This window comes from Enterobacter sp. KBR-315C3_2022, from assembly GCF_041399425.1.
Lineage (GTDB): Bacteria > Pseudomonadota > Gammaproteobacteria > Enterobacterales > Enterobacteriaceae > Enterobacter.
This window is the reverse complement of sequence record NZ_JBGKEB010000016.1, coordinates 1-26066: the sequence shown is the minus strand read 5'-3', so window position 1 is coordinate 26066 and position 26066 is coordinate 1. Positions and strand designations below refer to the sequence as shown.

The following is a 26066-nucleotide window of genomic DNA, read 5'->3' as shown; positions in this document are numbered from 1 at the left end:
AAACGCTTGCGATAAACTTTTCTCTGGAGAAATACTATAATGAAAAAGATTTTAGCTGCACTGGTTTTATCCGCTATTGCTTTTGGCGCCTCCGCCTCTCAGTTAATTACCAAGGAAGAGGTGGCACACTTTAAACTTACTCACATCGGTGATATCTCTGTAGGGCCTTCCGGTGGCCAGTTCTCTTCACCGTCTGACCTGCACGAGCAGCTTTCAAAATTAGCCGATGAAAAAGGTGGCAAGTACTACGTTATCATAGCCGCTCGTGAACATGGCCCAAACTTTGATGCGACAGCTGAAGTTTACAAGTAAAATCAGCATGTAGACCCATTTCAGTTTTTTAGCCTTTGTTATAACGGACAGCCTGTGCCCCCTCGCACAGGCTGTCCGTATACTGAACGTCGTACCAGTCCCCCCTCCGCACTATTAAGCCGCTGTATCACATAATCGACGCAAAATGTGCATTCGAATGAACCGATATATGCCCCCTTTAATTCAGGTAACAGATATTTATCAAACCAGGACAAAGCTCAAACCTGCTCGGCACACCAGCAAAAAGCCCGCAGGGCGCAAACCCTGCGGGCTTATTTGTTGACCTTCAGAAGGTCAGGCCAGCCTCTCCACCGCGCGGAAAAACACGTCTTCCGTCATAAGAACTTTTGCCTCGGGTATTTGATGCTCTCCCCATATGTACCAGCCGGCGTCGGGCGCCATGCTCATATTGAACGCCAGGTCGCTTAGCGCTCCGCTGGCGTCCACCACGCGCAGGGTGACGTAGCCTCTTTCCGCGCCGCAGCAAAGCCGCTCCGGCGAAATGCTGACGCTGCGTTCTCCATTTTGCAAATGGATGGCAGTGATGCCGTAGCGACAGATACCGCTGCTGAGGCTATAGCCGACGGTGCTCATGTCATGGATATTTTTGATCGTTTGTACGATCTCAATCCCGGAGCCCGCGAACCACTCGTCAATCTGCTGCGCCAGAGCGTCCATCCTTAAACGGAACGTCTGAATTTCCGCTTCGACGGTATTTTTCCCTGGCGGAACGGCATCCTGGTTTTGCTTAACTTTTTCAAAAAAACGCTCTCTTGCAGACACTTTTCCTCCCTGTGTCATAGTGATATTTAATCTACTGCGTTAGTCCGCTGTTTTCCGATCCAACAGGGCATAGCGAACCAATAACTGTCTCAGGTGCTGCTCAAGCTGGCTTTTCTGCGCCGCAGGCCAGGGCTTCTCGTCAGGCAGTATAGCCAGCTGGCGAAGCTGCTCTTCTGCCGGAACCGCGCGGTTAAAAGACTGCATCGTGGTGAACACCGTGGATTTCAGTTCGCTCACGGTGATGTATTTCCCCTTCTGCTCGTCCAGCGCGTTCAGGCGGTTAGCCAGCTGCTCAAGCTGCGCCATCCCCTGATGCCAGCCTTCCAGATTTTCCTCCGGCATTGCCTGGGCGGCGATCTGCTGCTGCCACTGCTGCGCAAGCGCTTTCGCCTGCTCGGGCCACAGGGCCTGGGCCTGCTGCACCAGGCTGTCGCCGTAGCGTATCGCCCAGTCTGGCTTCAGCTGAGCGAGCCGCGCCAACTGCCTTTGCGTCTCGGTAATCCCCTCCTCCGCTGGCAATCCTTTCTCCCTGACGGACTGAATTTGCGCTGCGGAAAGCGGTGCGGGCAAGGACGAGATAGAGGCAGAAAATTGCTCCCGCAGCGGATCGGGCTGATGCAGGTACTGCCAGCCCCACGCTGCCGCGCCCGCGACCACCAGCATGGTCAGCATTCCTGCCGCGAACGGCTTCCAGGGCTTTGTCGGCGGCGGCATCGACTCCTGAACGGCAATATTAGGCTGCGGCTCCGGCTGCGCCACGTAAACCCACTTCGCGCCTTCAGGCGGGCCGCCTGCCGCCGCCGGAAGCGCGATCCCGTGCCCGCCGTCCGGTGCTGCGTCTTGGGCGCTATTTTCCAGCCTCACCGACGCGTTGTGCAGCAGCGTGCGCAGCGCCTCCATCTGCCCCGCATGCTTCAGCTCCAGACGCTGCAGCACGTCATCGAGCGACTTCAGGTGCGCTTCCGCCTGGTAAAGCTGGCTCAGATCGCTATAGGTCAGGGTCTGCGTGCGCATGTGCTGCTGAAGACGCTTGCTGAGCGCGCTCAGGATCTCCATTCGCGCATGAACCGGCTGCGGCCAGAAACTGCCCCACTGCCTGGAGACCAGCGCAGACAAAATCGCCAGCCCCTCATTCAGGCCATACAGCCCCGCAAGCTGGGTGCGGGCCAGCGTATACCAGGCCGCGGTCTGTAGCTCAACGCCGTTTTGCTCGAATAGCGACAGGCAAAGCGTCTCGGCTAAGTGCCAGTCCACGTCCGGGCGCGCCGGATGGGAAAGTTTATTGATTTCATCGCGAAGGCGCGCGTAATCCACAAGCGTGCGCGGGTCGCCGCCGGTTTTCAGGCTACGTTCAGGTTGTGTCGTCATGATGATATCCGCCAGAGTGGGCGCTAAATTGCAGAACGGGCGTCGAGATACTGCTGCTGTTTCATGTGCCGGATGAGCACCCGCCCCTCCGGCATAAACTCGGTGCCGTAGCGCACGAGGCCGATGCCTTTAAGCTCGGCGTCGATAGCGTAGCGCAGCTCTCCGGGCTGGGTCTGTTCCAGCATCACGACCATGATTTTGCTCAGGCGCGGCTCGTACTTCAGCAGCACCGCCGAAAGCGTTGTGATCAGCTGGTGCGCCGTTCCCGGCATGCCCTGGAGGATCCGGGTCATGTCCGGAAGACCGTAGTCCGGCAGGTGCGCCAGCGTTCCCGCCCGACAGTTCAGGATACGCTGCATGTTGTCCAGCACGGACAGAATCACCTGATTCGCCTCGCTGACCTGGTTCAGTTCAAGGCCGCCTGCAAAATTGCCATACAGAACTTCATACAGCGACGGCGTGTTATATCCCTGCGGCATCATTTTTCCTTAACGGGCTGTAGCGTGAGCTGATTATTCCCGGCTTCGAGAACGCGCGCGGCATCCGGATCGAGCTCCTCGCGCTGTAACACCACTTTCCAGGTGTTGTTCTCCATGTCCGGATGGCGAAATAACCCGACGATGGCGACAAACTGCGCGTCCGCCTCCATTGGCATATCGAGGGTCGCATCTCCGCCCGGCTTCACGATGACGTCCCGGCTTGCCAGGAGATCGCCCTTCAGCGCCGCATCGTCATCCTTCAGCAGCTGCTGATAGACCGATTTGTCGAACGACTTGCGGTCCTTGAGCTGATACACGCGCAGCACGACGGACTCCGATAGCGAATTGTTTTCCCGCGCGTCGGTGTTCAGCGCTTCGCGCGCGGTAAAATCCAGATGCAGCGTCTTAATTTTTTTATAGAAAACAGAGGTGAAGGCCGATTTTGTACCGTCCGTGACGCTCTGCGTCAGCCCGCAGCCCGCCAGGCCGAACGCCAGCGCGGGCAGCAGCCAGCGGGCGGTTTTAGTCAAACTTGTACGTAACACGTCGATTTCCTTGTTGTGTAATAGCAGGCTCCAGGCCCGTGTAGTAGCCCAGCTCTGTGGTAAAGGTTGGCGGAATATCGTCCGAAAGCGGTTCCTTTTCCGCGCCCAGCACGCCGTTCATGCCCAGCCAGAACGCCCCCTCTCCCAGCGGGGGAGCGGTCAGCAGGGCGGTTTTCGCCGTCAGCGTGATTCGGGCCTTAAACCGCCAGCCCAGATAGACCCGCAGCATCACCAGAAAATCCTGATACAGCAGGCCATCCGGCTTCCAGCCCTGCGCTTCCCGTTCATCGTCCGTGGATAGCGCGATCAGCAGCTGGCTGCTGGCGTCCATCGCCTCGTCGCCGAGCGGCGTATTGCCGTCGAGCATAAAGTCCGCATCGGCATAAAACCCCAGCGGCTGGCGGATCTCAATCGGGCGCAGGCAGTAAGGGCTGACGTTCACACGGGTGTTCGGCGCCAGCAGGCTAACCAGCGCCTGCATGCCCTCCTGCGTTTTGCCGGGCTGGCGCAGCACGCCGAGCAGCGCCAGAAAGCGCGATACCGGCGTGGCGATGTGGTCGGCGGTGCCGGGAATGCCCAGCCCCACCAGCCCCAGCAGCGACTGCGAAATAGCGTCCGAACCGCCGGGCTCGAACGAGGCCGGATAGGAGTATTTGCGCCATATGCGATAAAACTGCGTCAGGATGCGGTGGCTGAAAATATCCAGAAAGCCCTGCAGCGCCTCGTGCCCTTCCCGGCGCTGGGTGATGTCATCCAGATACGCCGTCGGCAGAGGCGAGTCGACGCCGTACATGCCCATAAAGGTGGTGCGAATAACGGGCGGCCTGCCGTCATCCTCTTCATCGTACTCCACCGCCTTAAGCTCGCTGGCGGGAAAGCCCATGCCGGGATGCGGGCAAAAGCGGACCGGATCGTCAGCGGGATGGCTGGTCGCGCCCAGCAGAGCCTTACCGGGCTGGCGCTTTTCAAGCAGCTGGCAAAAACGGTAAAAGTTGATCCGATGCAGGTCGGCTTCCAGCCGCGGGGTCAGCCGGGAATGCGACGGCTGTGTTTCTCTTCCCATTCAAGGCGTTCTCCGGTGGGTTGCAGGATAATAATCAGTCGGTTAAACAGATAAATATCGGTATAGAGGGCAAAAAACCGGCTCAGCATCTCGCCAAACAGGCAGATATCCCCGCGTCCGGCGAAGCCGTGGCTATCGAGCGTCACCTCAATCTGCACGCCGCGCACCAGATACCCCTGCTCGAAACGCTCCGTTTCGCTGTGCTTAACGTCGATGATGGCCTCCAGGCGGCGGCGGTTCATCTCGCTGTCGGTCCACTCATACAGCGCCAGCGTGCCGCGCAGCACTTCGGCGTTGTCCATCATCGAGAGGAAGCCGCTGCCAAGGTGGCTCAGCACGCGCCAGTGGAAGCGATCCCGGGCCGGGGGATAGCAGGGCAGCGTTGGCGCACAAAGGTTGCGCACCGCGATGCTGGCGGAAGTGGTTTTCATCACGGTGTCCAGCATCGTGCTTTGCAGCGCGCGGCGCGGCAGCTGGCCGTTGGTGCCCGTTAGCGTCAGGGAGAGGCTTTCATCCTCCGGCACCGTATGGTTGTCGAAGGCTTCACCGCCGAGGATCAGCCAGGTGTTGTGCAGCCCGGACGGCCCCCGGCGCACGCGGGTATGGTAGTAATACTCCGGCGCGTCGTGCCGCATCATCCCTCCCTTGTGGCGGAAGCTGGAAAACGGCACGTAGACGTGCTGGCTGGATGACATCACCGATTCCACGGCATAAATTTCCGTGTGCCCGTCCTGCACGCGCATCGGCCGCAGCAGATACTCGGTCTGCAGCGAGTTCAGGGTCAGCGGGTCGGACTCCAGCGGGAAGAGGTTAATCACCGGGACGCAGTTAAGGCGTAAATTCTTTTCGGTAAAGGTGAAGTCATGCTCCCAGCGCTCTGACAACACCAGGTCAATTTCAAACCACGGCAGCTGCGCCGGGAGCGGGATCGCCTCCAGGCCGCGCAGCGCGGTAAACATGAATTTCTCGCGGAAGGTGAAATACTCCAGCAGCAGCTGATAGCCGCTGAAGCTGCTGCTGCCCTTTGGCCACAGGGTATCGTCGTCGCCAAAGCCCTGCGCGGTAAAGCGGCCGTCAAGCGGGCGCCTGTCCCGATCGCCTGGCAGGCGCAGCCACATCCGCGCCGTATTCATGGTAAAGGCTTCGTGCATGGCGCAGGCCAGCGGCGCGTCGGCGTTGAAGTACAGCGGTATGCTGCTGAGATCGACGCGGCTCCAGTCGGCCAGCTCGCTGCAGGTGAACCGCAGCGTCACCACCGAGCGCCCATCGGGATCGGTGGTAAGCCGAGCCTGCTCCAGCGCCAGCGGCTGCAGGTCGATCGCTTTCGTCGTGGTGTAGCGGCAGCGCGTCCCTTTTTCGCCGAGCGGGCGCGAGAGCACCTCAAAGCTTTTCGCGATGCGCATCGGCTCCTTCATTCCGCGCCAGTCTGGCGTGAACTCCACGATGGACATCGACGGAATGGTGCGCAGATAGTGCGGCCACAGCAGGCTGACCAGCCCTTCCGTCAGCTCGGGAAGATCGTCATCAAGCTTTTCGCGAAGCCGCCCCATCATGAAGGCAAAGCCTTCAAACAGCCGTTCTACGTACGGGTCGCGCGCGCCCGCTTTATCCAGGTTAAGCATCGCCGCCTGCTCGGGATGCGCGCGGGCAAACTCTTCGCCCGCTTCAAGCAGGTAGCGCATTTCGGCGTCGTAATAACGCAGGGTTAAGTCGTCCATAATTTCTCTGTGCGAGGCTTAGTGTCTGTCGGGGCTCAGGTAAACCAAAACCGAACGATATGGAAAAAAACGGGGGCGGCGAAGCACAGGGAATCAATTCTGTCCATCATGCCGCCGTGGCCTTCGATCGTGGCGCCAAAATCCTTCACGCCGCGGTCACGCTTAATCGCAGACATGCACAGCCCGCCGGCAAAGCCGAGCAGCGTGATCGCCAGTGAAATCAGCGCGGCCTGCCACGGCGCGAAGGGCGTGATCCACCAGAGCAGCGTTCCCACCAGCGTCGCCGTGCCGATGCCGCCCACGAACCCTTCAACGGTTTTATTCGGGCTCAGGCGAGGCGCGATGGGGCGTTTGCCCATCAGCTTGCCAAAGACGTACTGCAGGACGTCTGAGATTTGTACGACGATCATCAGGAACAGCAGCAGCTTAATGTTCTGATGCTCATAGCCCGGAATGGGGAGCATCAGCAGCGCTGGCGCATAGCTAATGCAGTACACGGCAATCATCATGCTCCACTGGATTTTGGCGCTGCGCTCGAGAAAGTTTTTTGAATCCCCGGCCAGCGCCATGCGGGTTGGAATGAATAAAAAGGCGAAGACCGGAATAAAAATGGCAAAGGTGCCGTACCACTGTATCCCCACCAGCACGTACTGCAGCGGCAGAAGAATAAAGAAGCACCAGAACAGCGCCTCATGATCGCCGCGATGCGTTGGCGTCAGCGTGATGCACTCTCTTAAGGCCAGCAGCGACATCATCGCGAACAGCAGCGTTGAGCCAACCGGGCCGCACAGCATCGCCGCCACGGAGAGCAGGCACATCACCCACCACGCGCGGATGCGGGCGTTGAGGTTAATAATGACCGGCGTTCTGCCTTTGGCTTTTTCAATAATGAAGCCCGTAATGCTGGCAAAAAGCAGGAGGCCAAAGAGACCGACCAGCAGCGCGATCAGGGCATGATCCTGAAAATTCATGACTTAAGTTCCTCCAGCGCTTCCCTGGCGCGTTGTAAAAATGCCTGTTTTTCTTCTCCGTCCTGGGGCGGAGAGATCGCCTCGCCAAAGGTCGCGGAGCATAAAACCGGCACCACCAGACGAGAGCCTTTCGGCAGAACGCGGTTGAGGTTTTCAAGGTAGACAGGCACCAGCTGAGCGCCGGGGTTCATTCGCGCCAGATGCCAGAGGCCGCTCTTAAACGCGGAGATATCTTCACCGTTTCCCCGCGTCCCCTCGGGAAAAATAATCAGCGACTGCGCGTGGTTCAGGGCCTCGCTCATCAGCTCAAGCGCGTTATTTGGCTGACTCCCCTCCTCCGCGGAAGGCCGACGCTTAATCAGCACCGCGTTAAAAATGCGGCGGGCGATGTAGCGGCGCAGCGGCGAGGCTTCCCAGTAATCCGCCGCCGCAACGGGGCGAACGGTAGGCCGCAGCCGGGCGGGCATGCTGGCCCAAATCACAATGCCGTCAAGATGGCTGGAGTGGTTGGCATAGTAAATTCTGACCGATGCGCTGTCGGGCACCGGCGCGAGCCAGCGCGCGCGCACGCCGGTAAGCAGCCGACATATGCGAATCAGGCACCCGCTCACCAGGCGGCTGCTCAGGGTGGTCTCAGGCACGTTATTCATCCGCTGCCTCCTGCGTCACCGCGTTCAGGTGCAGCTCGTCCAGAATGCATTTCCCGCGCCGCCAGCAGGTGAAAAGTGACCCAATGCTGATTACCATCAGGCACAGAAACAGCAGCCTTTGGCCGTAGGCCGCGGGCAGGAAAAGCGCCAGCAGCGCGCCGCCGCAAAGGAACGCCATTCGGTGCTGTTTGGCCATCGGCCCGAGGAAATGCTGACGTAGGCCGCAGGTTCCGCCCAGAAGGCGCAGGTAGGCGGTCATCAGCGCCAGCAGCGCCGCTATCCAGCCGAGCGTGCCGGCGAAGGGGATCGCGCTCAGGCCATAGCCCACGCCCACCAGAATCAGCGTGTCGGACACCCTGTCCGGCAATTCGTTGTAGACCGGCCCGGCGGGCGTTGCCAGCCCGCCCTCCACGGCTACCATGCCGTCAAGCAGGTTGCAGATGAGCCTGCCCTGAATCAGCGCCGCGCCCAGCAGCAATATGCCATCCCGGATGATGAGCGAGGAGAAGTTAAAGGCGAACAAAAAGCAGAGACCGGAAAGCAGCGCGCATCCCGTACTTGCCAGCGAAATCTGATTCGGCGTGACGCCTTTGTTTTTTAGCCACAGCGCGCTCTGTTTGGCCCAGGTTTTATCCCGCGTCGTGATGGGGCGACGATCGTTTGTATTTACAGCCATGATGCCATTCTCGTTAAAGATGTTAGTCGTGGTATTAGGGAGGGGTTACCCGCACAGCACCGCCGCGCGCGCAGGATCCAGCGCGATAAGGCCGGAGAGGAGCGTATCCATATCGGCCTGCAGCCGCGTTTTATCGACCTCACCGCGAGCGGCCCGGCCGCGCAGCAGCTTGAGGCTGCGGGCCTTAACCTCAAACATCAGCTCCGGCGTCCACTGCTCAAGCGTCAGCGAGCGGGCGCTGGCGTCGAGCTCGCGCAGCAGATGCAGCGCCATGTCGTTTTTACCGTACTGTTCGCTCACCCGGGCCATGAGCAGGCGCATTAGCCACCGCTCGCGGGGCGTGGCGTAGCCCGGCTGCCCCTGAAGCCAGCCGAGCGCGGCCTCAATGCCCTCGCTGTCGGCTTTCGCCAGCACTTCAGGCTCGAGGGCCAGCACGTCATCGCTGCCCGCGGCCGCGGCTGAAACCGGCTTATCCTGCCAGCCGGAGATGTCGTCCAGCACGCTTTCGTTGATCCAGGCCAGCGTCACCTCGTCGGCAAACGGCGTGCCGTCGTTGAAGGCCAGCGCTTCCAGCCCGGGAAGGCGGGCCAGAAGTCCCTTGAGGTCGCGACAGATGATGTCGGCGCGCACGCTGTCGGCATCCAGCTTGACCAGCGCCTGCCAGGCGTACCACTGCACGTCCAGCCACAGGTGGTTAACGCCCTGCGCCAGCAGCGTGTCGGTATGCTCAAGCAGCTCGGACCAGCTTTTCTGCAGATACAGGCGCTTAAGATGCGCCTTGTTGTCGGGCTTGGGCGGAACCAGGCGAGTGCGCCCGGCGGCATCCAGCGGGGGCAGCTCCGTCAGCGTGTCCCAGCGGACGCTTTTGAGCAGATGATGCCCCGCCAGCCAGCCGCCGGGCTGGTCGCGCAGGTATTTCGCCAGCACTTTGGCCTGATCGAGCAGATCCCGCCCCGACGTCACGGCATTCATCATCGGCGCGGAAGATGCCGCCGAGGAGGACCCCGCGCTCTCTTCGCGGCTGGTTTGCGGCACCATCGAGTTCGCGCCGCCGCTCTGAACCAGCCGGTTATCCAGGGCCAGATACAGACCGCCCAGCTCCGGGCGGGACGCCTCGTCAAGCGTCTCAAACGCCTGCTCCGCCAGCAGCAGCGCGCCTGCGATGCGCTGCATGAGCGACATATCGACCTCAGGATAGAGAGAAAGGCTGTCGAGCATGCGGCTGCTGCCGAGCCACTCCAGAGCCGATTTGCGGCTGCGGGCGCGCAGCGGATGCAGATCGTTGCCGAACCGCGAAAGCGTTGCCGCCAGCAGCTCAACGCCCTGCGCAAAACCGGCTTCACCGTCCTGATGCAGCCGCGCCCACGCGTAGAAGCCAATGACCCGCACATCCTTGCAGGTGGTGGTCAGCAGCTTTTCGGCCAGCTCGCAGATCAGCGCGGTATCAATACCGGAGAGCTTGTTGACCTCTTCGCGGATCCGCTGGAAGTCGTCGTCATAGCCCGGATCGTCGCCCGTAGGCTGATTTTCCTGCACGGGCACCAGCCAGCGCTCCCAGTCGGCGCAGCGCGCCCGGGCCTGGCTCAGCAGGGTATTTTCATCCACGCCGCAGGCGTGGAGCACATTCTGTAATGCAGCCATTATTCCATCTCATCCATGGGGGAGTTATCCGTGGTGCTCAGCGCCTGCGCGGCGGCAGACGCATCCACGCTAAAAATGTTGTCCGGCAGGGCAAAGTTACGCATGCCCAGCAGCGCAAGCGGACCGCTGCCCAGCTGTGAGCGCAGCACCCACTGCAGGGTGCGGCCATCCGGCGCGGTAAAGCTCATCATCCACTGACTGCGGTCAAGCTGTTGACGCTTGCCCTGCTCCAGCCAGCGAATGAAGCCCCACGTGCCGGTGTAGTCTCCGAACAGGCGCGCGCCCGCGCTGGTGGAGGTCCAGGTCAGCATGGTGCCCGGCTTGTAGGTCTCGCCCGGCCAGCGGAAGGACTGCCAGTCCGACATCTGGTTGAAGTAGTGCAGCTTCTGTCCGTCAATGGTCAGCTGCGTTTCAACCACCTGAGGCGCCGGACGCGCCTGCAGCTCGAAGGTGATCCCCTGGCTGCCGTCGGTAAAGAGGATGTCCGACAGCTGGCTCAGCTGGTTCACGGCCTTCAGGAAGGCGGGATTGAACGTCAGCCCCTGGCTGTGCGCGTTGTCCGGTACCCACTGGCTGCCTTCTTTATGCAGCACGCCGCTCAGCTCGGTGGTCAGGAAGCGGTCAATGCGGCCGCTGTCCTTGCGGATAAATTCGGCCAGCATCGGCAGGGAGGCGTCGCTCTTGCTGTCGGCAAACGGGAAGCGCCCGTCAAACGCCGTGCGCCAGTTCGCCACCACCGAGCGGCTCCAGCGTTCGTTCAGGCTGGCCGCCGACGGCTGCAATACCGTTTCCCATGCCTGGGTCAGCGGCTGCACAAACATCGTGTTGCCAAACCCGCTCCACTCTTCCCCGAGGCTTGCCGCCACCAGGCTGCCGTACTGCTGGGTATCGGTCAGATCGACGCTTTTCCCCTGGAAAACGGTCTGGGCCAGCGTCTGCATCATCTCCTGCGGATCGGACGCGCTCGCCACCTGCTGCAGGCGCAGACGCACGCGGGTGATGCGGGTGAGATACGTTTGCAGGCTGAGGGAGTTGTCCGCCGACATCACGTTGCTGGCTTTGTTTTTCCCCATCAGGGCCAGCAGCGGCCCGAAGGTTTCATCCAGCGGCCCCTGCGGCCCGGCGGCCTGCTGATCGATAACCGGCTTGTCTTTATTGCCGATCAGATCTTTGGCTGACTTGATGATCGAGTCGGACAGCCCTTCGCTCTGCTCTCCGGTCTGCCCCTGCCACGCCAGGGTGTTCATCAGGGCAATCAGCGGAGACTGGCGCACGTCGCTCATCAGCGTCAGCTGGTCGGTCACGTCGGCGATGTTCTGCACCGGATTCCACTGCAGGCTGTTGAGGAAGTTCAGCCAGCTGCCAGCGAAGTCCGTGAAGTAGCGCTGCGTCAGGCGCGCCTTCAGCGCTTCCGGGGAGAGATCGCTTGATACGGTCCTGCGGCTGTCGCTGAGCACCCAGTCAATCTCGTCCCGGCGGGACTTCGCGGCTTTCTCAATCGCCTGCTGAATGCCCCCGTCCCAGGCCTGACGGGTAAACATGCCCGGCACGGTCTCGTCGGTGGTGAAGAGGCGGCGGGCATCGGTGCCGCTGGTCATATCCTCCAGCGAGACGTCCGCAAAGTTGCGGCGCACCGATTTGAGCATGTTCTCGTAGAGCGTACCTTCCGCATTGCGCCGCCCAATCTGCTGGAGCAGCACCTGGCGGCTCTGGCCGACGAGCGCCGCGTCCGGCGTGATTTTCCACTGCGGCTGTGCCGGAAGCCCGGTGATGTAAAACGCCCACAGGTCGGGCGACAGGCTTTGCCACAGCGCGGTGGAGATGCCCATCCGCGTTGGCTGTACGGCCTGCATCGTCTGCGCATAAAACGCGCCGTCGACCTTGTCCGGATGGGCCATCATCAGCCAGGCCTTCAGCTGGTCATAGCCCGGTTTCGCCAGCTGCGCGCGCTGGTCGCTGTTGGGGGCCGAGTTTGCCAGCGCTTGCAGCTTCTGCATCAGCGCCGCGCTGGCCGGATCGCGGATCAGGCGGTTGTTTGCCACGCCGTACCACGGCAGCATCGCGCCCAGCAGCTGCTGGTTATGATCCAGGCCAAAGCGCTGGTACCACGGCGCGCCGTCCTGAATACGGTGCTGGAGACGGCCCGCATCGTTACGCAAATCGTGGAGCGCCGTCAGCTGGTAGTCCGACACCGAAGGGTGATCGACCAGGGTGCGGGCCTTGTCGGCAACCGAGGAAATCTGGCTGTAGTTCAGCGCGAAGGAGAGCAGCAGCCCGGCGCCCCAGACGCCCAGTACCGCCATGATGGCCCACGCCAGCGTCTGCTCCCAGGCCATGCCAACCCGACGGCCTCGCACGCGGGTACAGTCGGTGAGGATGCCTTGCCAGGTTTCCGGCAGCGTCAGGGCGTTTTTATGGCCGTGAAAACCGCTATTCTCTGCACGTTCAAGGTTATGCTCTGGCTTGTCCGCAAGGCTAAACGTCAGCCCCCGCAGAGGGATGCGCTGTTGCGCGCGGAACATCCACGGCGTCAAACGTGACGCCCAGCGTTCGCTTTCCCCGTGCTCAAGCCGCTGAGCCAGCCGCAGCAGGAAATCATGCTGGTGCTCTTCAGCCACCTGAGAGAGCCCCTGCTCTCGTAATTGAGGAAGCAGTCGCTCTAGCTGCTCTTTGACATATTCCGGCGTGGCCCGCGACGGCAGCGTAATACCGACCGCCTGCGGCTCACGCCCGGCTTGCGGCCACGCGCTGTCGCAAACCTGCCATAGCCAGACGGGCGCGGAGTAACGCAGCGCCTCGCTGATTTTTTCCAGACCGCGCAGGTCGCTATCGCTTATTTGCGGGGTAAGCGGTTGCGCTTCTGAAATTACGCGGATAATGCCGTCCAGAGGACGACCGCGGCGCAGCTTGCGCAGTTCGCTGTATCTGTCTAAATCAATGTCGTCATTTAAGCTGCCACCGTAAATCAGCACGGTGCGATCGCCTTCCAGCCATTGGTGGGTTTGCAGGCCGGGAATGAGGTTTTCTATTGTCGCGGTATTACCGGTAATAAGCAGAAGGCGGACTTTACGGCGCCATAATGCACCATAGCGGCGGCGAAGATGGGCCATAACGCTGCGAAAACAGCGTTTATTTTCACTTATAATCGTTTTATCGTCGGGAGAATTTTTACCAGGCCCCACTTCCCGCTGTTTCGCTTTTAAATATCGGTGTCCACCTACGCTTCTGCTGGTAAACATCAGAATCAAGACGCCCGCAAATATAAAAAGGGTGATAAATGCAACGATAATTACCGAGACCCACCACACGACGGAGTCTCGCTCTAAGCTGATCCACTCAGGATGCAGCATCAGCATAAGAAAAATTCCGCCGCCCAATCCCAGAATGGCAAAGCAGAGTAGCCAGAGCTGAAGACCTGGATTTTTAAAAATATTTAATGATGAGCTAAAGCGCTTCACTAAAGTTTACTCCTGCACAAAAGCTGGCAGACAGCAGACACTGTCCTGTTACAGCAATAAGCAACGGTGAAAAGAGATGAATTTAGTCGGTGTTGGACGGAGAGCGGATCACCGTAAACCATGGAGACTGACGTTCTGCGTCAACACACATAACCAACTGTGGAGATGAAGTTGCTACAACATTTTCTGCTGCTACAGCTAACGCTAGCCATGCCGATGCGCATCCGGTTTGCCCGGTACGTAAATCAATATCGCAGGGCTGTCCCGCTGCCAGGAAACGAACCCCCGCAGTTGAAAAAAGCCCATCGGCTTTGTTTTCAATTCCTGTGCCCGTCAGCCAAATTTGTCTAATGTCATCTGGCGTGGTCATCCCCCATAGCAATGCCTGTTGCAAGGCATACCCCATTCCTTGCTCTGGATGAGTCAACTCAGGCCGGTGTACAGATACCGCTGCGTTCTCAATAAAGCGTTCATCCTGCTGTAACAACAGCGCAACGGCGGCTTCGCCCATACCATCGCTATCCTTTTCACTCTGATTCACCGTAAGTACCAGTAGAGGGTGAGTCGTTTCCCACTCGTCCAGCCAGCAATCCAGAATCTCCAGCCCGACGCCATCAATAAAAGAAAGGGGGAGTGACAATCCAGTTATCTCTCTAAAAAGATTTTCTGTTATCTGCTGAAGCTCCGGAGTAGGCAACTCCTGATGGTTTGTTAGCAATGCGACAGTAAGAGAGCTTTGCGCAGGCAGACGACGCAAAGCGTTCTGCAGCAGGTGGTCTGACAGCAGCTCTTGAAGCCGTATTTGTAGTCTGTCTATGCTCGCAAGTGATGAATCATTAAACCGGGCCTGATGAATGATATTCTGCGTGACGCTATCAATATCAGGAGGTAACGCGATCCCATCTGGCAGCAGCAACTGACCAGATAACGACCCGGAGCCGACCAGATGTGGAAGCTGGACAACCTGAGCCAGCATCGCCACGCTACGCTGCCCACGCAGGATCTCCAGTGCCAAATCGTTTTCGCGCGCATCATTCCAGCCACCGTTGTCGAATACCGGTGCAAGAAAAACCGCGAACCGAAAAATAATCAGCATTGACCAGATAAGAATCGCCCCACCCGGAAAATAGATCCAAAATAACGGAATACGCGTGGATACGCCGCTGGGCCAAAGCCAGGCGACAATCAGCCCATTTGCGATCGCTAGCACCGTCAACATTATTAGCCAGCGTCTGATTGAGGGAGCTGGTCGGTTTTCAGCTCGCTCAGGTATACAAGTGAGATCGACTGGCATTATTTACTCGTCGTGGCATTTCCGAGGGAAGAAATAAGCGTACAACCACAGGTACATTTATAGCCGTGAAAGGCAACCTGCCTGCCGTTATCTTTAAAGGTTGGATGGCCTTCGGCAATAAAAGAAGGATTATGGCCTTCCAATGGACAACTAACCGGGTCATCCTTGTGCGCAACACCAATACCGCCAAACTTCATGGTTGTTGAACCTTCCGCAACATACCCACCGCTGGACAATTTGTCATTTTTACGAATGATGCCTTTCATCGTATTTTCCTTGTTATGAATTTACTTTTAGTAGGCTTGCGACGTCCACACATCTAAATACGATTTTATTAGAGTGGTATTAACTTTCCTCATTATGGAAAGTCTGGAAATAATAAATTACTCACTGTTAACTGAAAATAATTAGACCTCGGGACTCGTTTCACTAGCTTTTAAAACACATGGCGGGGTGGATTTGTAAACAAATCACGCCACAAATGCCTGGAGTTAGTGGCTGCGCTGAGGTTCACGGGATCGTCCGGGTCAATCGGGCACAGCGCTTCCACCTCCTGCGGCCACGTCGGTATTTTGCTGGTCAGCATCGCAATATAGCGGGAAACGCTTAACGCCAGACACACCGGAAACGTCAGCGGGAAAAGAAAAATAGTGGAGCCACTGAAGTTCATCAGCAGACGCAGCAGGCCAAAACCATACCCTTCCCGCCGTCCGTCAACCGGCATGCAGATATCCACGGCATCCACCACCGCTTCCGGGCCTTCTTCCATATAGCGGCGAATAAACTCCCAGTGCCGGAAAAGCTCTTCACGGACCAGGTGTGATGCTGGCAAACAGAAAGTTTCCATCACGGTAATCCCGTCATCAGCCAGCACGTGCCCGCTGATATACCAGGCCTTGGTTGGCCCCTTAGGGTGGCTCAGTCCGGTGGTGAAAAAAACCTTATCCCATGGGACGGTAAAAACCGTGCCGTTAAGACGATGGACATGGACAAGCTGTTCTTTACGGTTAAAGCGAATGGGATAGTGTGTCCAGGCAAACCATTCCGTTTTGAGTAGTACCCATGAAAAAAAAATGATTGGTGCATAAACTATGGCTACGATTACCAGTACCCATATATCTCCCCAGTCGAAATATCCCCTACTTAAAAATACATATAGCAAACTGATGAATGTGCACGTCAGTATACACCCACCCAAAAAAGCGAAAAAACTTAATACACTTTTTTGTGCATAGTATTTATCAACCATTTCCAAATAGGTCGAATTCATTTTTACTACGGATGCATCTGAAATAATAATTTGCTGATCAGTTAAATAGGAAGGTTCTTTTTGATGAAGCTGATCGTTTCTTTCACTTTCATTAAGCGGGCGATTTATTTTAAACTTTGGATATAACCCGTAATAGTCCATCTTACGCGCCTTCCCATGGTACAAGTTTTAACTGAGCCATTTTCATTCCTTGTTTGGGCCTCGCTTCATCCGTTTTCTAATACACATGGCGGGGTGGGTTTGTAAACAAATCACGCCACAAATGCCTGGAGTTAGTGGCTGCGCTAAGGTTCACGGGATCGTCCGGGTCAATCCGGCACAGCGCTTCCACCTCCTGCGGCCACGTCGGTATTTTGCTGGTCAGCATCGCAATGTAGCGGGAAACGCTTAATACCAGACACACCGGAAACGTCAGCGGGAAAAGAAAAATAGTAGAGCCGCTGAAGTTCATCAGCAGACGCAGCAGGCCAAACGTATACCCTTCCCGCCGTCCGTCAACCGGCATGCAGATATCCACGGCATCCGCCACTGCTTCCGGGCCTTCTTCCATATAGCGGCGAATAAACTCCCAGTGCCGGAACAGCTCTTCACGGATCAGGTGTGATGCCGGCAAACAGAAAGTTTCCGTCACGGTTATCCCGTCATCGGCCAGCACATGCCCGCTGATATACCAGGCCTTGGTTGGACCCTTAGAGTGGCTCAGTCCGGTGGTGAAAAATACCTTATCCCATGGGACGGTAAAAACCGTGCCGTTAAGACGATGGACATGGACAAGCTGTTCTTTACGGTTAAAGCGAATGGGATAGTGTGTCCAGGCAAACCATTCCGTTTTGAGTAATTTTAATAAAAAAAGAGCAATTGGAATAAAACTGCCAACGACAGTCAAAAATAGCCCCACATCTCCCCAATAAAAACAGCCTCGATTAACAATAATATATGATATAGATATCACGCCGTAGATAAGAAGGCATATTGAAAAGCCTACAAAAATACTCGAAAACCCTTTTTGCCCATAGTATTTATCAACCATTTCCAGGTAGGTTGAATTCATTTTTATTACTGACACATCCGAAACTATGGTCTGTTCATTAGTGAAATGAAAAGCTTGTTTCTGATGAAGCTGAAGATTTCTTTCGCTTTCATTAAGCAGGCGATTTATTTTAAACTTTGGATATAACCCGTAATAGTCCATCTTACGCGCCTTCCCATGGTACAAGTTTTAACTGAGCCATTTTCATTCCTTGTTTGGGACTCGCTTCATCCGTTTTCTAGTACACATGCCGGGGTGGGTTTGTAAACAAATCACGCCACAGATGTCTGGAATTAGTGGCTGCGCTAAGATTCACGGGATCGTCCGGGTCAATCCGGCACAGCGCTTCCACTTCCTGCGGCCACGTCGGTATTTTGCTGGTCAGCATCGCAATGTAGCGGGAGACGCTTAACACCAGACACACCGGAAACGTCAGAGGGAAAAGAAAAATAGTAGAGCCGCTGAAGTTCATCAGCAGACGCAGCAGGCCAAAACTATACCCTTCCCGCCGTCCGTCAACCGGCATGCAGATATCCACGGCATCCACCACCGCTTCCGGACCTTCCTCCATATAGCGGCGAATAAACTCCCAGTGCCGGAACAGCTCTTCACGGATCAGGTGTGATGCCGGCAAACAGAAAGTTTCCGTCACGGTAATCCCGTCATCGGCCAGCACATGCCCGCTGATATACCAGGCCTTGGTTGGACCCTTAGGGTGGCTCAGTCCGGTGGTGAAAAATACCTTATCCCATGGGACGGTAAAAACCGTGCCGTTAAGACGATGGACATGGACAAGCTGTTCTTTACGGTTAAAGCGAATGGGATAGTGTGTCCAGGCAAACCATTCCGTTTTAAGTATGATAATGCAAAGAACGATAACGGGTACGGTTGGTATACATAATGCAAGTAAATACCAAATATCACTCCAATCAAAATGTGCTCTTGTAATTGAGGTGAAAATCATTGCAGAAAGCATTCCTAAAAGAAGGAATATACCAAACGCCGTAACAGTACTTACAATGCCTTTTTGCTCATAATATTTATCAACAACTTCAAGATAGGTAGAATTAATTTTTACTACCGAACAATCTGAAACCATGACATTAGCACAAACTGACTGAACAGATTGTTTCCGGTCAAATTGAAACTCACTTTCACTTTCATTAAGCGGACGATTTACTTTAAACTTTGGATATAACCCGTAATAGTCCATCTTATACTCCCTCCTCCAGTGCAAGTTTCAACTCTTGCATCTCAGTTTCCGCAGGCCAGATCTCAGGCCATTTATCTCTAGGCATACCTCCCGGAATCTTTCTCCATAGGCAAGATGCTAACCATTCCTGAATTTTAGTCTGACAATTAAACAATATATATATCGATGAAAATAATATTGTTATAACCGCTACAACAATTATCCATACAGGTATAGTAATAATGCAAGCAACTATAAGTGTTATATCTGCGGCGGTTTGGAATCCATAAGCGATGGCAAGGCCACGATGTTCATTTCCCTTTTGCCATTCATCTACTGCATGAGAAAAATCATAATATGCAGCCACCGCTCCGCCCGCGGCACCAAGTAACTTCCCAACCCATTCCACAGATTTATACCCTATAACTCTTCGCATTGAAGGCGTACTACCCAGCCAGTTCATCTTCTTCAGCCCCGACTCAACAATACCGAACATCGTCCCAACTCCAGCTGCAACATTTCCTGCAAAGCGCTTCTGCGCCTCATCCTGGTTTGGCGTCAGCGTATTGCTCCTATAATCCATTGAACTATATAGCGCGTACGACTGGAAAGCGACAGAAATAGCCCCTAGCAAAAAGGGGAAAGCCTGCTGAGAATTTTGAATGCCTCGGGTAACGCTGCCCTGCCAGCGGGTGAACTGCTCGGCCTCAACAGAAGCGGATGTTCTGATGACTTTAGCCAGGGCTTTGCCGCGCTCCGCTTCAGGCAGGGCGCGTAATCTTGTAGCATCCTCAACATTGATCATCGCAATAAACTTTTTCGACTGCTCACCATCAAGCGGCAAACCATCAATCTGCAAACGGCGCAGCTCCCGGTCAACATAGTGACGAAGCGAACTCGTGGCGGAACGGCTACTCACTCCGCCTTCAATGGCCAATTGTCTGACGACCTGTGATACAAACTCTTTGCGGGTTGCCGTTTTAGTTAATGTGACAATCGCTTTATTACTCAGAGCCCCAAGAGAGACCATGGCATGAAACATCGTGCCCGAAGACAATGCGCTGTCTATTGCCCCCATAAGTGGGCCACCGAGCAGGGCCACCAGCCTGCCCACTACACCCGCTGTGTTTTCCGCCATGCGGTCCAGGGTTGTTTTATAGGTATCTGCAATCGCATTCCACTGAATTGACATCCAGTCAGGGCTGCCCTGCATCGCCTTTTGCGTGGCTTCAATTAACGTTTTTTGATTCAGTGACAACGCACGTGCAACAATATTCGTCGTGTCATTCGGATCGCCCAACAGCATCTTTCGGAAATAGACTTGCGTTCCTATTTTATCCTGCATTCCCTGTATACACTGGCTCACCGTTTCAACGTACACTATGCCATTTTCAGGTGACATTGGATCAAAGTTATGCAGAAAGTAACTATGGATATAATTTCCCTGAATCCAGTCCAGATACATTTCCGTCATTGGTGCAACAATGGTGGAATTATATTGAGCCAGAAGTGACTCAAAAGTTTTGCGGAATTCTTCCACCTTTACAGTATCATAGTACTTTTCGTATTCAGCCCATTTCGCATCGACCCTGGCATTAAGTGTTGCATCGGATTTTCGGGCAGAAATATCCGCTCTGATATCACCCGGGACACTGTACGTATAGGAATTCCTCTCGAGATTTTCATAATTTTCACTCTCAAGCACCATTTCACGGGCAAACTGTTCCCTAAGCGTTTTTTTCAGCATCGTGATGGATGATAACAGTGCCACTTCACGCTTATATTTTGGATGCTGATAAATATTTTTATCCAGCTGATATGTGATTAATGAGGAAATATCTTGTAAAACAGCGGCGGGATCCTGCAAGAAAACTATTGCACCTTTATCGGGTAACAGTTTCTGCGATTCATTAAGCAGCATGTCAGCATCCTGGCTTTTAAATGTCTTCCATGTTGTACCAGAATAATCTCTAATTTTACTGCTGGATGCAGAATCACTGTACTCTGCTACAACGTTTTTTAATTGGGCTAATTTGAGTACATTTTTTCCCTGCGCTGTGTTAAGCCATGCATCGATATCAAACCGTTGCATATGGCTTGCACGATAACCAGCATCTTCGTGTTTTTTACGGGTTTCATCCGTCCACTGTACCTGAGACCAACTGAACCAGAACAAACCATTTTTCTTACCTGACGGCATCACAGGTAATGTGATAAGAGACGCTTTTGCAAGGTCAGAAGGATTATTGGCACAGGGTTTTGTCTTGCCTGCCACCAAATCGGGCGGCACCGGACCTTTCACTGGTAACGGATAATAATATCCTTCTGAGGTGACATAATAGTCCAGCCAACCTTTCACCATTTCATCATAGATATACAAGAATCCTTCTCGTAACAATCGCGTTGTATAGGCTGATTCTCCCTGCGGGCTGACGGGCATGGCTATCGTGCCGGGTAACACTGGCAATGGTTCATTCTGCGACATGAGGGCCGGGCGAACGGGTAAGATCGGTAACCCACGACGGATACAAAATGTACATCCTTTACTGTCTGTCATCAGTCTCGCTCCTTCAGGTGCAATGATTATCTTTGTTTAATATTTCTTGCCAGTCAGTATCGTTCCAGCTTGATGTTATTCTGGAGTAATATCCTGGTTCATTTCTGGATTCATTTAATAGCGCCTTAATTTTCCCCGTATTCCAGAACCCATCTCCAAATATCGCGCCCTGAGTCGCAAATGCTATTTTGTCCACGTCTGATTGAAGAGGGCATTCTTTCAGAAGAGAATCTACTCGCCGACTCATTTCTTGCCGGGCAGTATTATTATTATCCTGTGGCAGTTCAGCCATCACTTTATTGATCAAATTTATTCGTTGGATTTTCTCAAAAGAAAAATTTGATACGTTTGTATCAAAAGGAAGCGTTTGTTCAAACGCCAGAGAATGCCACTTCCCTTCTAGCCAGAAGGTCCAGCAAGGGATCTCACGCGTATTAAATCTACTGCGAAACTCCCATGAACTTAACATCCAATGAATATGAAATAAAACGCGCGGATCGTAAAAACGTAGGATGTGTCTCCGCTTATGATCATCCAACATGAACATCATACTTAATAAGCTGTTTTTTATGACAGCAGGAGGGAGTTCGCTTTTCAAAAAAAGACAAATCATCGGCATTTCTGCAGAATCGTTAGCACGTTGAATATCGCTAATCAAATCCCGCCATTGAGAACCACTCATTTCCCGCAGCGGTATTAACCAGGGATACAGTTTAGCCTGCGGGGCCGTTAAGGGGGTAACAAGCTCGATAGCAGGAAATGAATCTGGTAATTTTTCAAACAATACGCGGTCAACTAATGCATATTGGTGTGTATGAAAATCAGCACGTTCAGAAAGATAATTCTCGGGCAACATATCTTAACCTTAACTTAGCGGTACAGTAGCACTACCAGATGAAGCAGCCTCCGCAGCTGTATTTTCACAGGCCGTAAACCCTGGCATTGTGGCGCTGAGGGTAGCGCCTCCTGCATAATCGAAGTTCGCGCTTTTCACCTTGAATTCTCCACTGGTGCCGTTTTCAATTTTATCCGGCGAAATGGTCACATAAGAGCCACCGCATTGAAGGGTGATTTTCTTTTGTGCGGAGATCACAATCTCATCCTGCGTGCTGGTGATGGTGATGCCTTTCATTGCCGTCACTTCCATTGCATCAGTCTGCGCCTGAATGGTCACTTTTCCAGAAGCGGCTATCAGCTTCAACCCCATTTCATGGGCAAAAGCCACCAGACCACGCTTTGCCGCCAGCACCATCCGTTTCAGTGAGGAGACTTCCGTGTTCCCCGCTGCTGTCAGAATCTGGTTACCATTAGCACTAAGCTGCATATGCTGCGATGTGGAGAGGGCAATTCCCCCCGGGGCTCCCGCAACAATGACCGGTTGTTGTAGAGAATCAACGCTCTGTTGAAGAAAACTCTTCTGCGTACCGCTATCCAGCTGTTCAAGCTGTGCTGTCTGCATCACGTCAGACAGTGATTCCGCCAGAGAAAGCGCATCGGAAAGCTGCTGCTTGATCTCGTTCATACTGAGCTGCTGACCAGCCACCTGAGGCTGAGCCTGTGCAGTAATAAGGACCCCCTTACCACCGCGCACGGCTGCCCAGTCATCCGTTCGCAGCTCAGTCCCCTCCCCGCGCGGTTGCTTCTCGCCGTCCACCAGGTGCCCCAGGTTCAGCTGGCTCTTGCCGCCGTACTCCGTGCTGACCTTGATGTGCTCCTTCCCGCGCTCGTCGTCCAGGCGGATTTTGTTGTTCGACGGCGTGCGCAGCACGTTGCGCTTGTAGTTGCGGATGGTGACGTGGTCCCCGTGCGCCGAGTCGTGCAGCACCCCGGCAATGTACGGCCGGTCCGGGTTGCCGTCCTCAAAGCCTATCGCCACCTCCGTCCCCGCCAGCAGCGGCAGGTGCAGCCCGTAGGTGTCTCCCGCGTACGGGCGGGACTGGCGCACCCACAGGCTCTCGAAACCGGTCTCCCAGCCGTCGCGGTCAAACAGCATGTTGACCCGGTAGCGCCCGTCCTTGTCGATGTGCCCGTAGGCGTCGTTTTCCGTGGTGCTGGTCACCCGCGCCGGCAGCGTCCCCGCCATCACCGGGCGTTTTCCCGGCTCCGGGCGGAAGGCCGTCTCCGCGCCGTCCGGTATCCCCGTAAAGCGCACCTCAAAGTCCCGGTCCCGGCGGGCCTCGCTCTCCGTCGCGGTGATGACCACCCCGCGTGCAAACGCCTCCGCCACCTCAAACCCGCCCGTCACGGTCAGCACCTGCCCCGGCGCCACCGCCGGGCTGCTGGTCACCCCCGACAGCCGCGTCTGCCCGTTCAGGTAGCGCTCGTGGCGCAGCCGGGCGTAAAACGCCCCCGTCTCCGGCGCCGGGCTGCGGTCGTACGCGCCGCCCGCCGTCAGGTAGTTGTCCGCATAGTGGTACGCCTCGCCGTAGGTGGTGGCGTCGCCGCCCGTCACGTCCGCGAGGGCGTTCATGTCCTCATTCGCCTGGCGGTAGTTGTAGTCCCGCGTGCTGACCTGCTTCTGCACCACGCTGTGGCGGCACTGCATGCCCCACACCGAGTCCGCGCCCTGCGCGTGCTGGCCCGACGGCGGCACCGACGGCAGCGTCAGCCCCTTCTCATACCCCTGCCGCCCGTCGCAGAACTCCACCACGTCGATGTTGAGCCGCGTGTCGGTGGTAAAGCGGAACCAGATGCCCACCTCGCCCAGCAGGCGGGTGATGAACCCCAGGTCGTCCTCGCCGTACTGCATCACCTGCTCACGGCGCGGATACTCTTTTGAAAGCGAGAACAGGAAGTCCTGCCCGCGCAGGCCGTGCCGCTCGCGCAGGATTTTCTCCACTATCTGCGGCACCGACATGTCCTGGTAAATCGCATTCTGGTGCGAGCGCGACAGCAGCGCCAGGCGCGGCTGCAGGGTCAGGGCGTAGTGCGTCTCGTCCTTCGAGGTGCCGAGCCGCTCGAACCCGCTCACCACCCCCTGAATCACCCGCACCGGCTGCTGCATCCTGATGCCGAAGCCCTGGTCCACCGGCGCCTGCAGGGTCAGCGACGCGGGCTTCATCAGCATCATCTCCCGGCCGATGGCGTGGTTATCGCTGGTGAACTCAATGCGGTAGCTGAACGGCACGCTCAGCGCGTCGCTGCCGGTAAACGCCAGCACGTCCGTGGTGGACGGGCAGTCCTTTACCGAAAGCAGGTGGTGGTTGTGGGTAAAACGGGTTACGGGGTTTGTGCTCATGGTGCCTCTCCTGTGCTGAACTCAAGCACAATCCCCTCTTCCTCATCCCAGCCCAGGCTCAGCGACTCAGGCTTCTGCCCCGCCGCCATGTGCGTCAGCAGCTGCTGGCTCAGCACCGGCAGGATCTGCTGGTTCAGCAGGCTGTCGATGTTGCGCGCCCCGGTGTCCGGCAGCAGGCAGGCGTCGGTTAGCGCGTCCATCAGGCCGTCGGCAATGACGGTTTTCATGCCGTAGTGGCGCGCCAGGCGTTTGCTCACCTGGTTCAGCTTCATGCCGACGATGGTGCGCATCGCCGCCTGGCCCAGCGGACGGTAAATCACCGTCTGGAAGCGGGCCAGCAGCGCGGGCTGGAAGTGGTCGCGCAGGATCGGGCGCAGCAGCTCGTGCAGGTCTGCCTCCGTCGCGTCCGGGGATTCATTCAGCAGCTGCATAAGATGGTCGCTGCCGAGGTTGGAGGTCATCAGGATAACCGTGTTGCGGAAGTCGATTTCGCGCCCCTCGCCGTCGCGCATAAACCCGCGGTCAAAGACCTGGTAGAACAGGTTCATCACGTCCCGGTGCGCCTTCTCAACCTCATCGAGCAGCACCACGCTGTACGGGCGCTTGCGCACCGCTTCGGTGAGGATGCCGCCCTGGCCGTAGCCGACGTAGCCCGGCGGGGAGCCCTTCAGCTGGGAAACCGTGTGCGGCTCCTGGTACTCGGAGAGGTTGATGGTGATTAAGGATTTTTCGCCGCCGAACATCTCGTCGGCCAGCGCCAGCGCGGTCTCGGTCTTGCCGGTGCCGCTGGTGCCGACCAGCAGGAACACGCCCTGCGGGCCGTTCTCCGGCGCGAGGCCGGTTTTGGCGGCGCGCAGGCGCTGCGCGATGGCGTTCAGCGCCGCGTCCTGGCCCACCACGCGCGTCGCCAGGCTCTCCTCCAGGCTCAGCAGCTCCGTCTGCTCGTCCTTCATTAACGAGGAGAGCGGCACGCCGGTCCAGTCGGCGATGACCGTCGCCACGGTGCGGGCGTCCACGTCCAGCCCCAGCAGCGGGTTGCCCTGCTGCACGCCTTCAAGCCGGCGCTGCAAATCGGTGATGTCCGCCTGGCGGGAGATGTCCTGGCGGCAGGCCAGCAGCTGCTCCGTGAGCGTCAGCTCGTCGCCGTACTGGGCTTCCCGCGCCTCAAGCGCCAGAAGGATGCGGCCCTCCTCCTGCTCAATCGCCGCCAGCCGCTCGCCGTGGGAGTGGCTTCCGACCGCGATGTCTTCCAGCAGCGCCTGTTTTTCCATATCCAGCGCGGTGAGCTGCGCCCGCATGCGGGTCAGCGGCTCGGGCACGGTGTCGAGGCTCATGCGCACGCGCGCGGAGGCGGTGTCGAGCAGGTCCACCGCCTTGTCCGGCAGCTGGCGTCCGGTGAGGTAACGACGTGAGAGGGTGACGGCGGCGCGAACGGCCTCGTCGGTGATGTGCACGCCGTGGTGCTCCGCGTAGCGGGACTTGAGGCCGCGCAGCATCAGGCAGGCGGTGTCGTCGTCCGGCTCGTCCACCTTGACCATCTGGAAGCGGCGCTCCAGCGCGGCGTCGCGCTCGAAGTACTGCTTGTACTCGCTCCAGGTGGTGGCGGCGATGGTGCGCAGCTCGCCGCGCGCCAGGGCGGGCTTGAGCAGGTTGGCCGCGTCCGCGCCGCCCGCCTGGTTGCCCGCGCCGATGATGGTGTGCGCCTCGTCGATAAACAGCAGCACCGGCAGCGGCGACTGCTGCACCGCCTCAATGATGTTTTTCAGGCGCTGCTCGAACTCGCCCTTCACGCCCGCCCCCGCCTGCAGCAGGCCGAGGTCG

At 56.8% G+C, this 26066-nt stretch carries 20 protein-coding genes and 1 pseudogene; 1 reads left to right on the top strand and 20 read right to left on the bottom strand.

Features of this window, described 5'->3' with window-relative positions; genetic code table 11:
- Window positions 1–39: 39 nt before the first annotated feature.
- Window positions 40–312, top strand: coding sequence for a DUF1471 domain-containing protein (locus tag AB8804_RS16390; RefSeq protein WP_371188000.1), 273 nt, complete (start codon window positions 40–42; stop codon window positions 310–312).
- 294 nt (window positions 313–606) lie between these two features.
- On the opposite strand, the gene AB8804_RS16385 is transcribed toward AB8804_RS16390, so the two are convergent.
- From AB8804_RS16385 to AB8804_RS16290, 20 genes and pseudogenes are all read right to left on the bottom strand, one after another.
- The gene (locus AB8804_RS16385; RefSeq protein WP_371187998.1) at window positions 607–1095 is read right to left on the bottom strand and encodes a hypothetical protein; all 489 of its coding nucleotides are present in this window, start codon (window positions 1093–1095) and stop codon (window positions 607–609) included.
- Window positions 1096–1134: 39 nt separating this feature from the next.
- Window positions 1135–2463 carry a VasL domain-containing protein gene (locus tag AB8804_RS16380; protein ID WP_371187996.1) on the bottom strand — a complete coding sequence of 443 codons (1329 nt, stop codon included), beginning with the start codon at window positions 2461–2463 and terminating at the stop codon, window positions 1135–1137.
- Window positions 2464–2486: 23 nt separating this feature from the next.
- A complete protein-coding gene (tssE, locus tag AB8804_RS16375; RefSeq protein ID WP_112013070.1) occupies window positions 2487–2942 on the bottom strand; it encodes a type VI secretion system baseplate subunit TssE in 456 nt (151 codons plus the stop codon).
- A complete protein-coding gene (tssJ, locus tag AB8804_RS16370; protein ID WP_371187994.1) occupies window positions 2942–3487 on the bottom strand; it encodes a type VI secretion system lipoprotein TssJ in 546 nt (181 codons plus the stop codon). Before tssJ ends, tssE begins: the two co-directional genes overlap by 1 nt.
- On the bottom strand, window positions 3465–4550 hold the full coding sequence (gene tssG, locus AB8804_RS16365) for a type VI secretion system baseplate subunit TssG (RefSeq protein WP_371187992.1): 1086 nt from the start codon (window positions 4548–4550) through the stop codon (window positions 3465–3467). Before tssG ends, tssJ begins: the two co-directional genes overlap by 23 nt.
- Window positions 4514–6268: a type VI secretion system baseplate subunit TssF gene (gene tssF / locus AB8804_RS16360; protein ID WP_371187990.1), complete on the bottom strand. Its 1755-nt coding sequence runs from the start codon at window positions 6266–6268 to the stop codon at window positions 4514–4516. The genes tssG and tssF overlap by 37 nt, the downstream gene beginning before the upstream one ends.
- Before the next feature lie 35 nt (window positions 6269–6303).
- Entirely contained in the window at window positions 6304–7239 is a 936-nt protein-coding gene (locus AB8804_RS16355) for a phosphatidate cytidylyltransferase (RefSeq protein ID WP_371187988.1), read from the bottom strand.
- Entirely contained in the window at window positions 7236–7889 is a 654-nt protein-coding gene (locus AB8804_RS16350) for a 1-acyl-sn-glycerol-3-phosphate acyltransferase (RefSeq protein WP_112013075.1), read from the bottom strand. Before AB8804_RS16350 ends, AB8804_RS16355 begins: the two co-directional genes overlap by 4 nt.
- A complete protein-coding gene (locus AB8804_RS16345) occupies window positions 7882–8565 on the bottom strand; it encodes a CDP-alcohol phosphatidyltransferase family protein (RefSeq protein ID WP_371187985.1) in 684 nt (227 codons plus the stop codon). Before AB8804_RS16345 ends, AB8804_RS16350 begins: the two co-directional genes overlap by 8 nt.
- A gap of 45 nt (window positions 8566–8610) precedes the next feature.
- Window positions 8611–10206 carry a type VI secretion system protein TssA gene (gene tssA, locus AB8804_RS16340; RefSeq protein ID WP_371187983.1) on the bottom strand — a complete coding sequence of 532 codons (1596 nt, stop codon included), beginning with the start codon at window positions 10204–10206 and terminating at the stop codon, window positions 8611–8613.
- Window positions 10206–13304: pseudogene (locus AB8804_RS16335) on the bottom strand (ImcF-related family protein); the annotation flags it as partial. The gene tssA and the pseudogene AB8804_RS16335, both read right to left, overlap by 1 nt.
- 442 nt (window positions 13305–13746) lie before the next feature.
- Window positions 13747–14958, bottom strand: coding sequence for a hypothetical protein (locus tag AB8804_RS16330; protein WP_371187981.1), 1212 nt, complete (start codon window positions 14956–14958; stop codon window positions 13747–13749).
- A complete protein-coding gene (locus tag AB8804_RS16325; protein ID WP_371187979.1) occupies window positions 14958–15224 on the bottom strand; it encodes a PAAR domain-containing protein in 267 nt (88 codons plus the stop codon). The genes AB8804_RS16330 and AB8804_RS16325 overlap by 1 nt, the downstream gene beginning before the upstream one ends.
- 170 nt (window positions 15225–15394) lie before the next feature.
- Complete coding sequence (locus AB8804_RS16320; RefSeq protein WP_371187977.1) at window positions 15395–16369, bottom strand: DUF6708 domain-containing protein; 975 nt, start codon at window positions 16367–16369, stop codon at window positions 15395–15397.
- Between the two features lie 76 nt (window positions 16370–16445).
- Complete coding sequence (locus tag AB8804_RS16315) at window positions 16446–17420, bottom strand: DUF6708 domain-containing protein (RefSeq protein ID WP_371187975.1); 975 nt, start codon at window positions 17418–17420, stop codon at window positions 16446–16448.
- A gap of 76 nt (window positions 17421–17496) precedes the next feature.
- On the bottom strand, window positions 17497–18471 hold the full coding sequence (locus AB8804_RS16310; protein WP_371187973.1) for a DUF6708 domain-containing protein: 975 nt from the start codon (window positions 18469–18471) through the stop codon (window positions 17497–17499).
- Window position 18472: 1 nt separating this feature from the next.
- Window positions 18473–21007 (bottom strand): T6SS effector BTH_I2691 family protein, encoded by a 2535-nt coding sequence (locus AB8804_RS16305; protein ID WP_371187971.1) that lies wholly within the window; start codon window positions 21005–21007, stop codon window positions 18473–18475.
- Window positions 21008–21020: 13 nt separating this feature from the next.
- Window positions 21021–21863, bottom strand: coding sequence for a DUF4123 domain-containing protein (locus AB8804_RS16300; RefSeq protein WP_371187969.1), 843 nt, complete (start codon window positions 21861–21863; stop codon window positions 21021–21023).
- 9 nt (window positions 21864–21872) lie between these two features.
- On the bottom strand, window positions 21873–24245 hold the full coding sequence (locus tag AB8804_RS16295; RefSeq protein WP_371187967.1) for a type VI secretion system Vgr family protein: 2373 nt from the start codon (window positions 24243–24245) through the stop codon (window positions 21873–21875).
- A partial coding sequence (locus AB8804_RS16290; RefSeq protein WP_371187965.1) for an AAA family ATPase occupies window positions 24242–26066 on the bottom strand: 1825 nt, incomplete at its 5' end. The genes AB8804_RS16295 and AB8804_RS16290, both read right to left, overlap by 4 nt.

Excerpts from the sequence above, each read along its gene's own strand:
- AB8804_RS16355 (WP_371187988.1), bottom strand. The coding sequence starts at position 7,239 with ATGAATTTTCAGGATCATGCCCTGATCGCGCTGCTGGTCGGTCTCTTT.
- AB8804_RS16305 (WP_371187971.1), bottom strand. The coding sequence starts at position 21,007 with ATGACAGACAGTAAAGGATGTACATTTTGTATCCGTCGTGGGTTACCG.
- AB8804_RS16390 (WP_371188000.1), top strand. The coding sequence starts at position 40 with ATGAAAAAGATTTTAGCTGCACTGGTTTTATCCGCTATTGCTTTTGGC.
- AB8804_RS16330 (WP_371187981.1), bottom strand. The coding sequence starts at position 14,958 with ATGCCAGTCGATCTCACTTGTATACCTGAGCGAGCTGAAAACCGACCA.
- AB8804_RS16320 (WP_371187977.1), bottom strand. The coding sequence starts at position 16,369 with ATGGACTATTACGGGTTATATCCAAAGTTTAAAATAAATCGCCCGCTT.
- AB8804_RS16315 (WP_371187975.1), bottom strand. The coding sequence starts at position 17,420 with ATGGACTATTACGGGTTATATCCAAAGTTTAAAATAAATCGCCTGCTT.
- AB8804_RS16310 (WP_371187973.1), bottom strand. The coding sequence starts at position 18,471 with ATGGACTATTACGGGTTATATCCAAAGTTTAAAGTAAATCGTCCGCTT.
- tssF (WP_371187990.1), bottom strand. The coding sequence starts at position 6,268 with ATGGACGACTTAACCCTGCGTTATTACGACGCCGAAATGCGCTACCTG.
- tssE (WP_112013070.1), bottom strand. The coding sequence starts at position 2,942 with ATGCCGCAGGGATATAACACGCCGTCGCTGTATGAAGTTCTGTATGGC.
- AB8804_RS16295 (WP_371187967.1), bottom strand. The coding sequence starts at position 24,245 with ATGAGCACAAACCCCGTAACCCGTTTTACCCACAACCACCACCTGCTT.
- AB8804_RS16345 (WP_371187985.1), bottom strand. The coding sequence starts at position 8,565 with ATGGCTGTAAATACAAACGATCGTCGCCCCATCACGACGCGGGATAAA.
- tssG (WP_371187992.1), bottom strand. The coding sequence starts at position 4,550 with ATGGGAAGAGAAACACAGCCGTCGCATTCCCGGCTGACCCCGCGGCTG.
- tssA (WP_371187983.1), bottom strand. The coding sequence starts at position 10,206 with ATGGCTGCATTACAGAATGTGCTCCACGCCTGCGGCGTGGATGAAAAT.
- AB8804_RS16300 (WP_371187969.1), bottom strand. The coding sequence starts at position 21,863 with ATGTTGCCCGAGAATTATCTTTCTGAACGTGCTGATTTTCATACACAC.
- AB8804_RS16350 (WP_112013075.1), bottom strand. The coding sequence starts at position 7,889 with ATGAATAACGTGCCTGAGACCACCCTGAGCAGCCGCCTGGTGAGCGGG.
- AB8804_RS16380 (WP_371187996.1), bottom strand. The coding sequence starts at position 2,463 with ATGACGACACAACCTGAACGTAGCCTGAAAACCGGCGGCGACCCGCGC.
- AB8804_RS16325 (WP_371187979.1), bottom strand. The coding sequence starts at position 15,224 with ATGAAAGGCATCATTCGTAAAAATGACAAATTGTCCAGCGGTGGGTAT.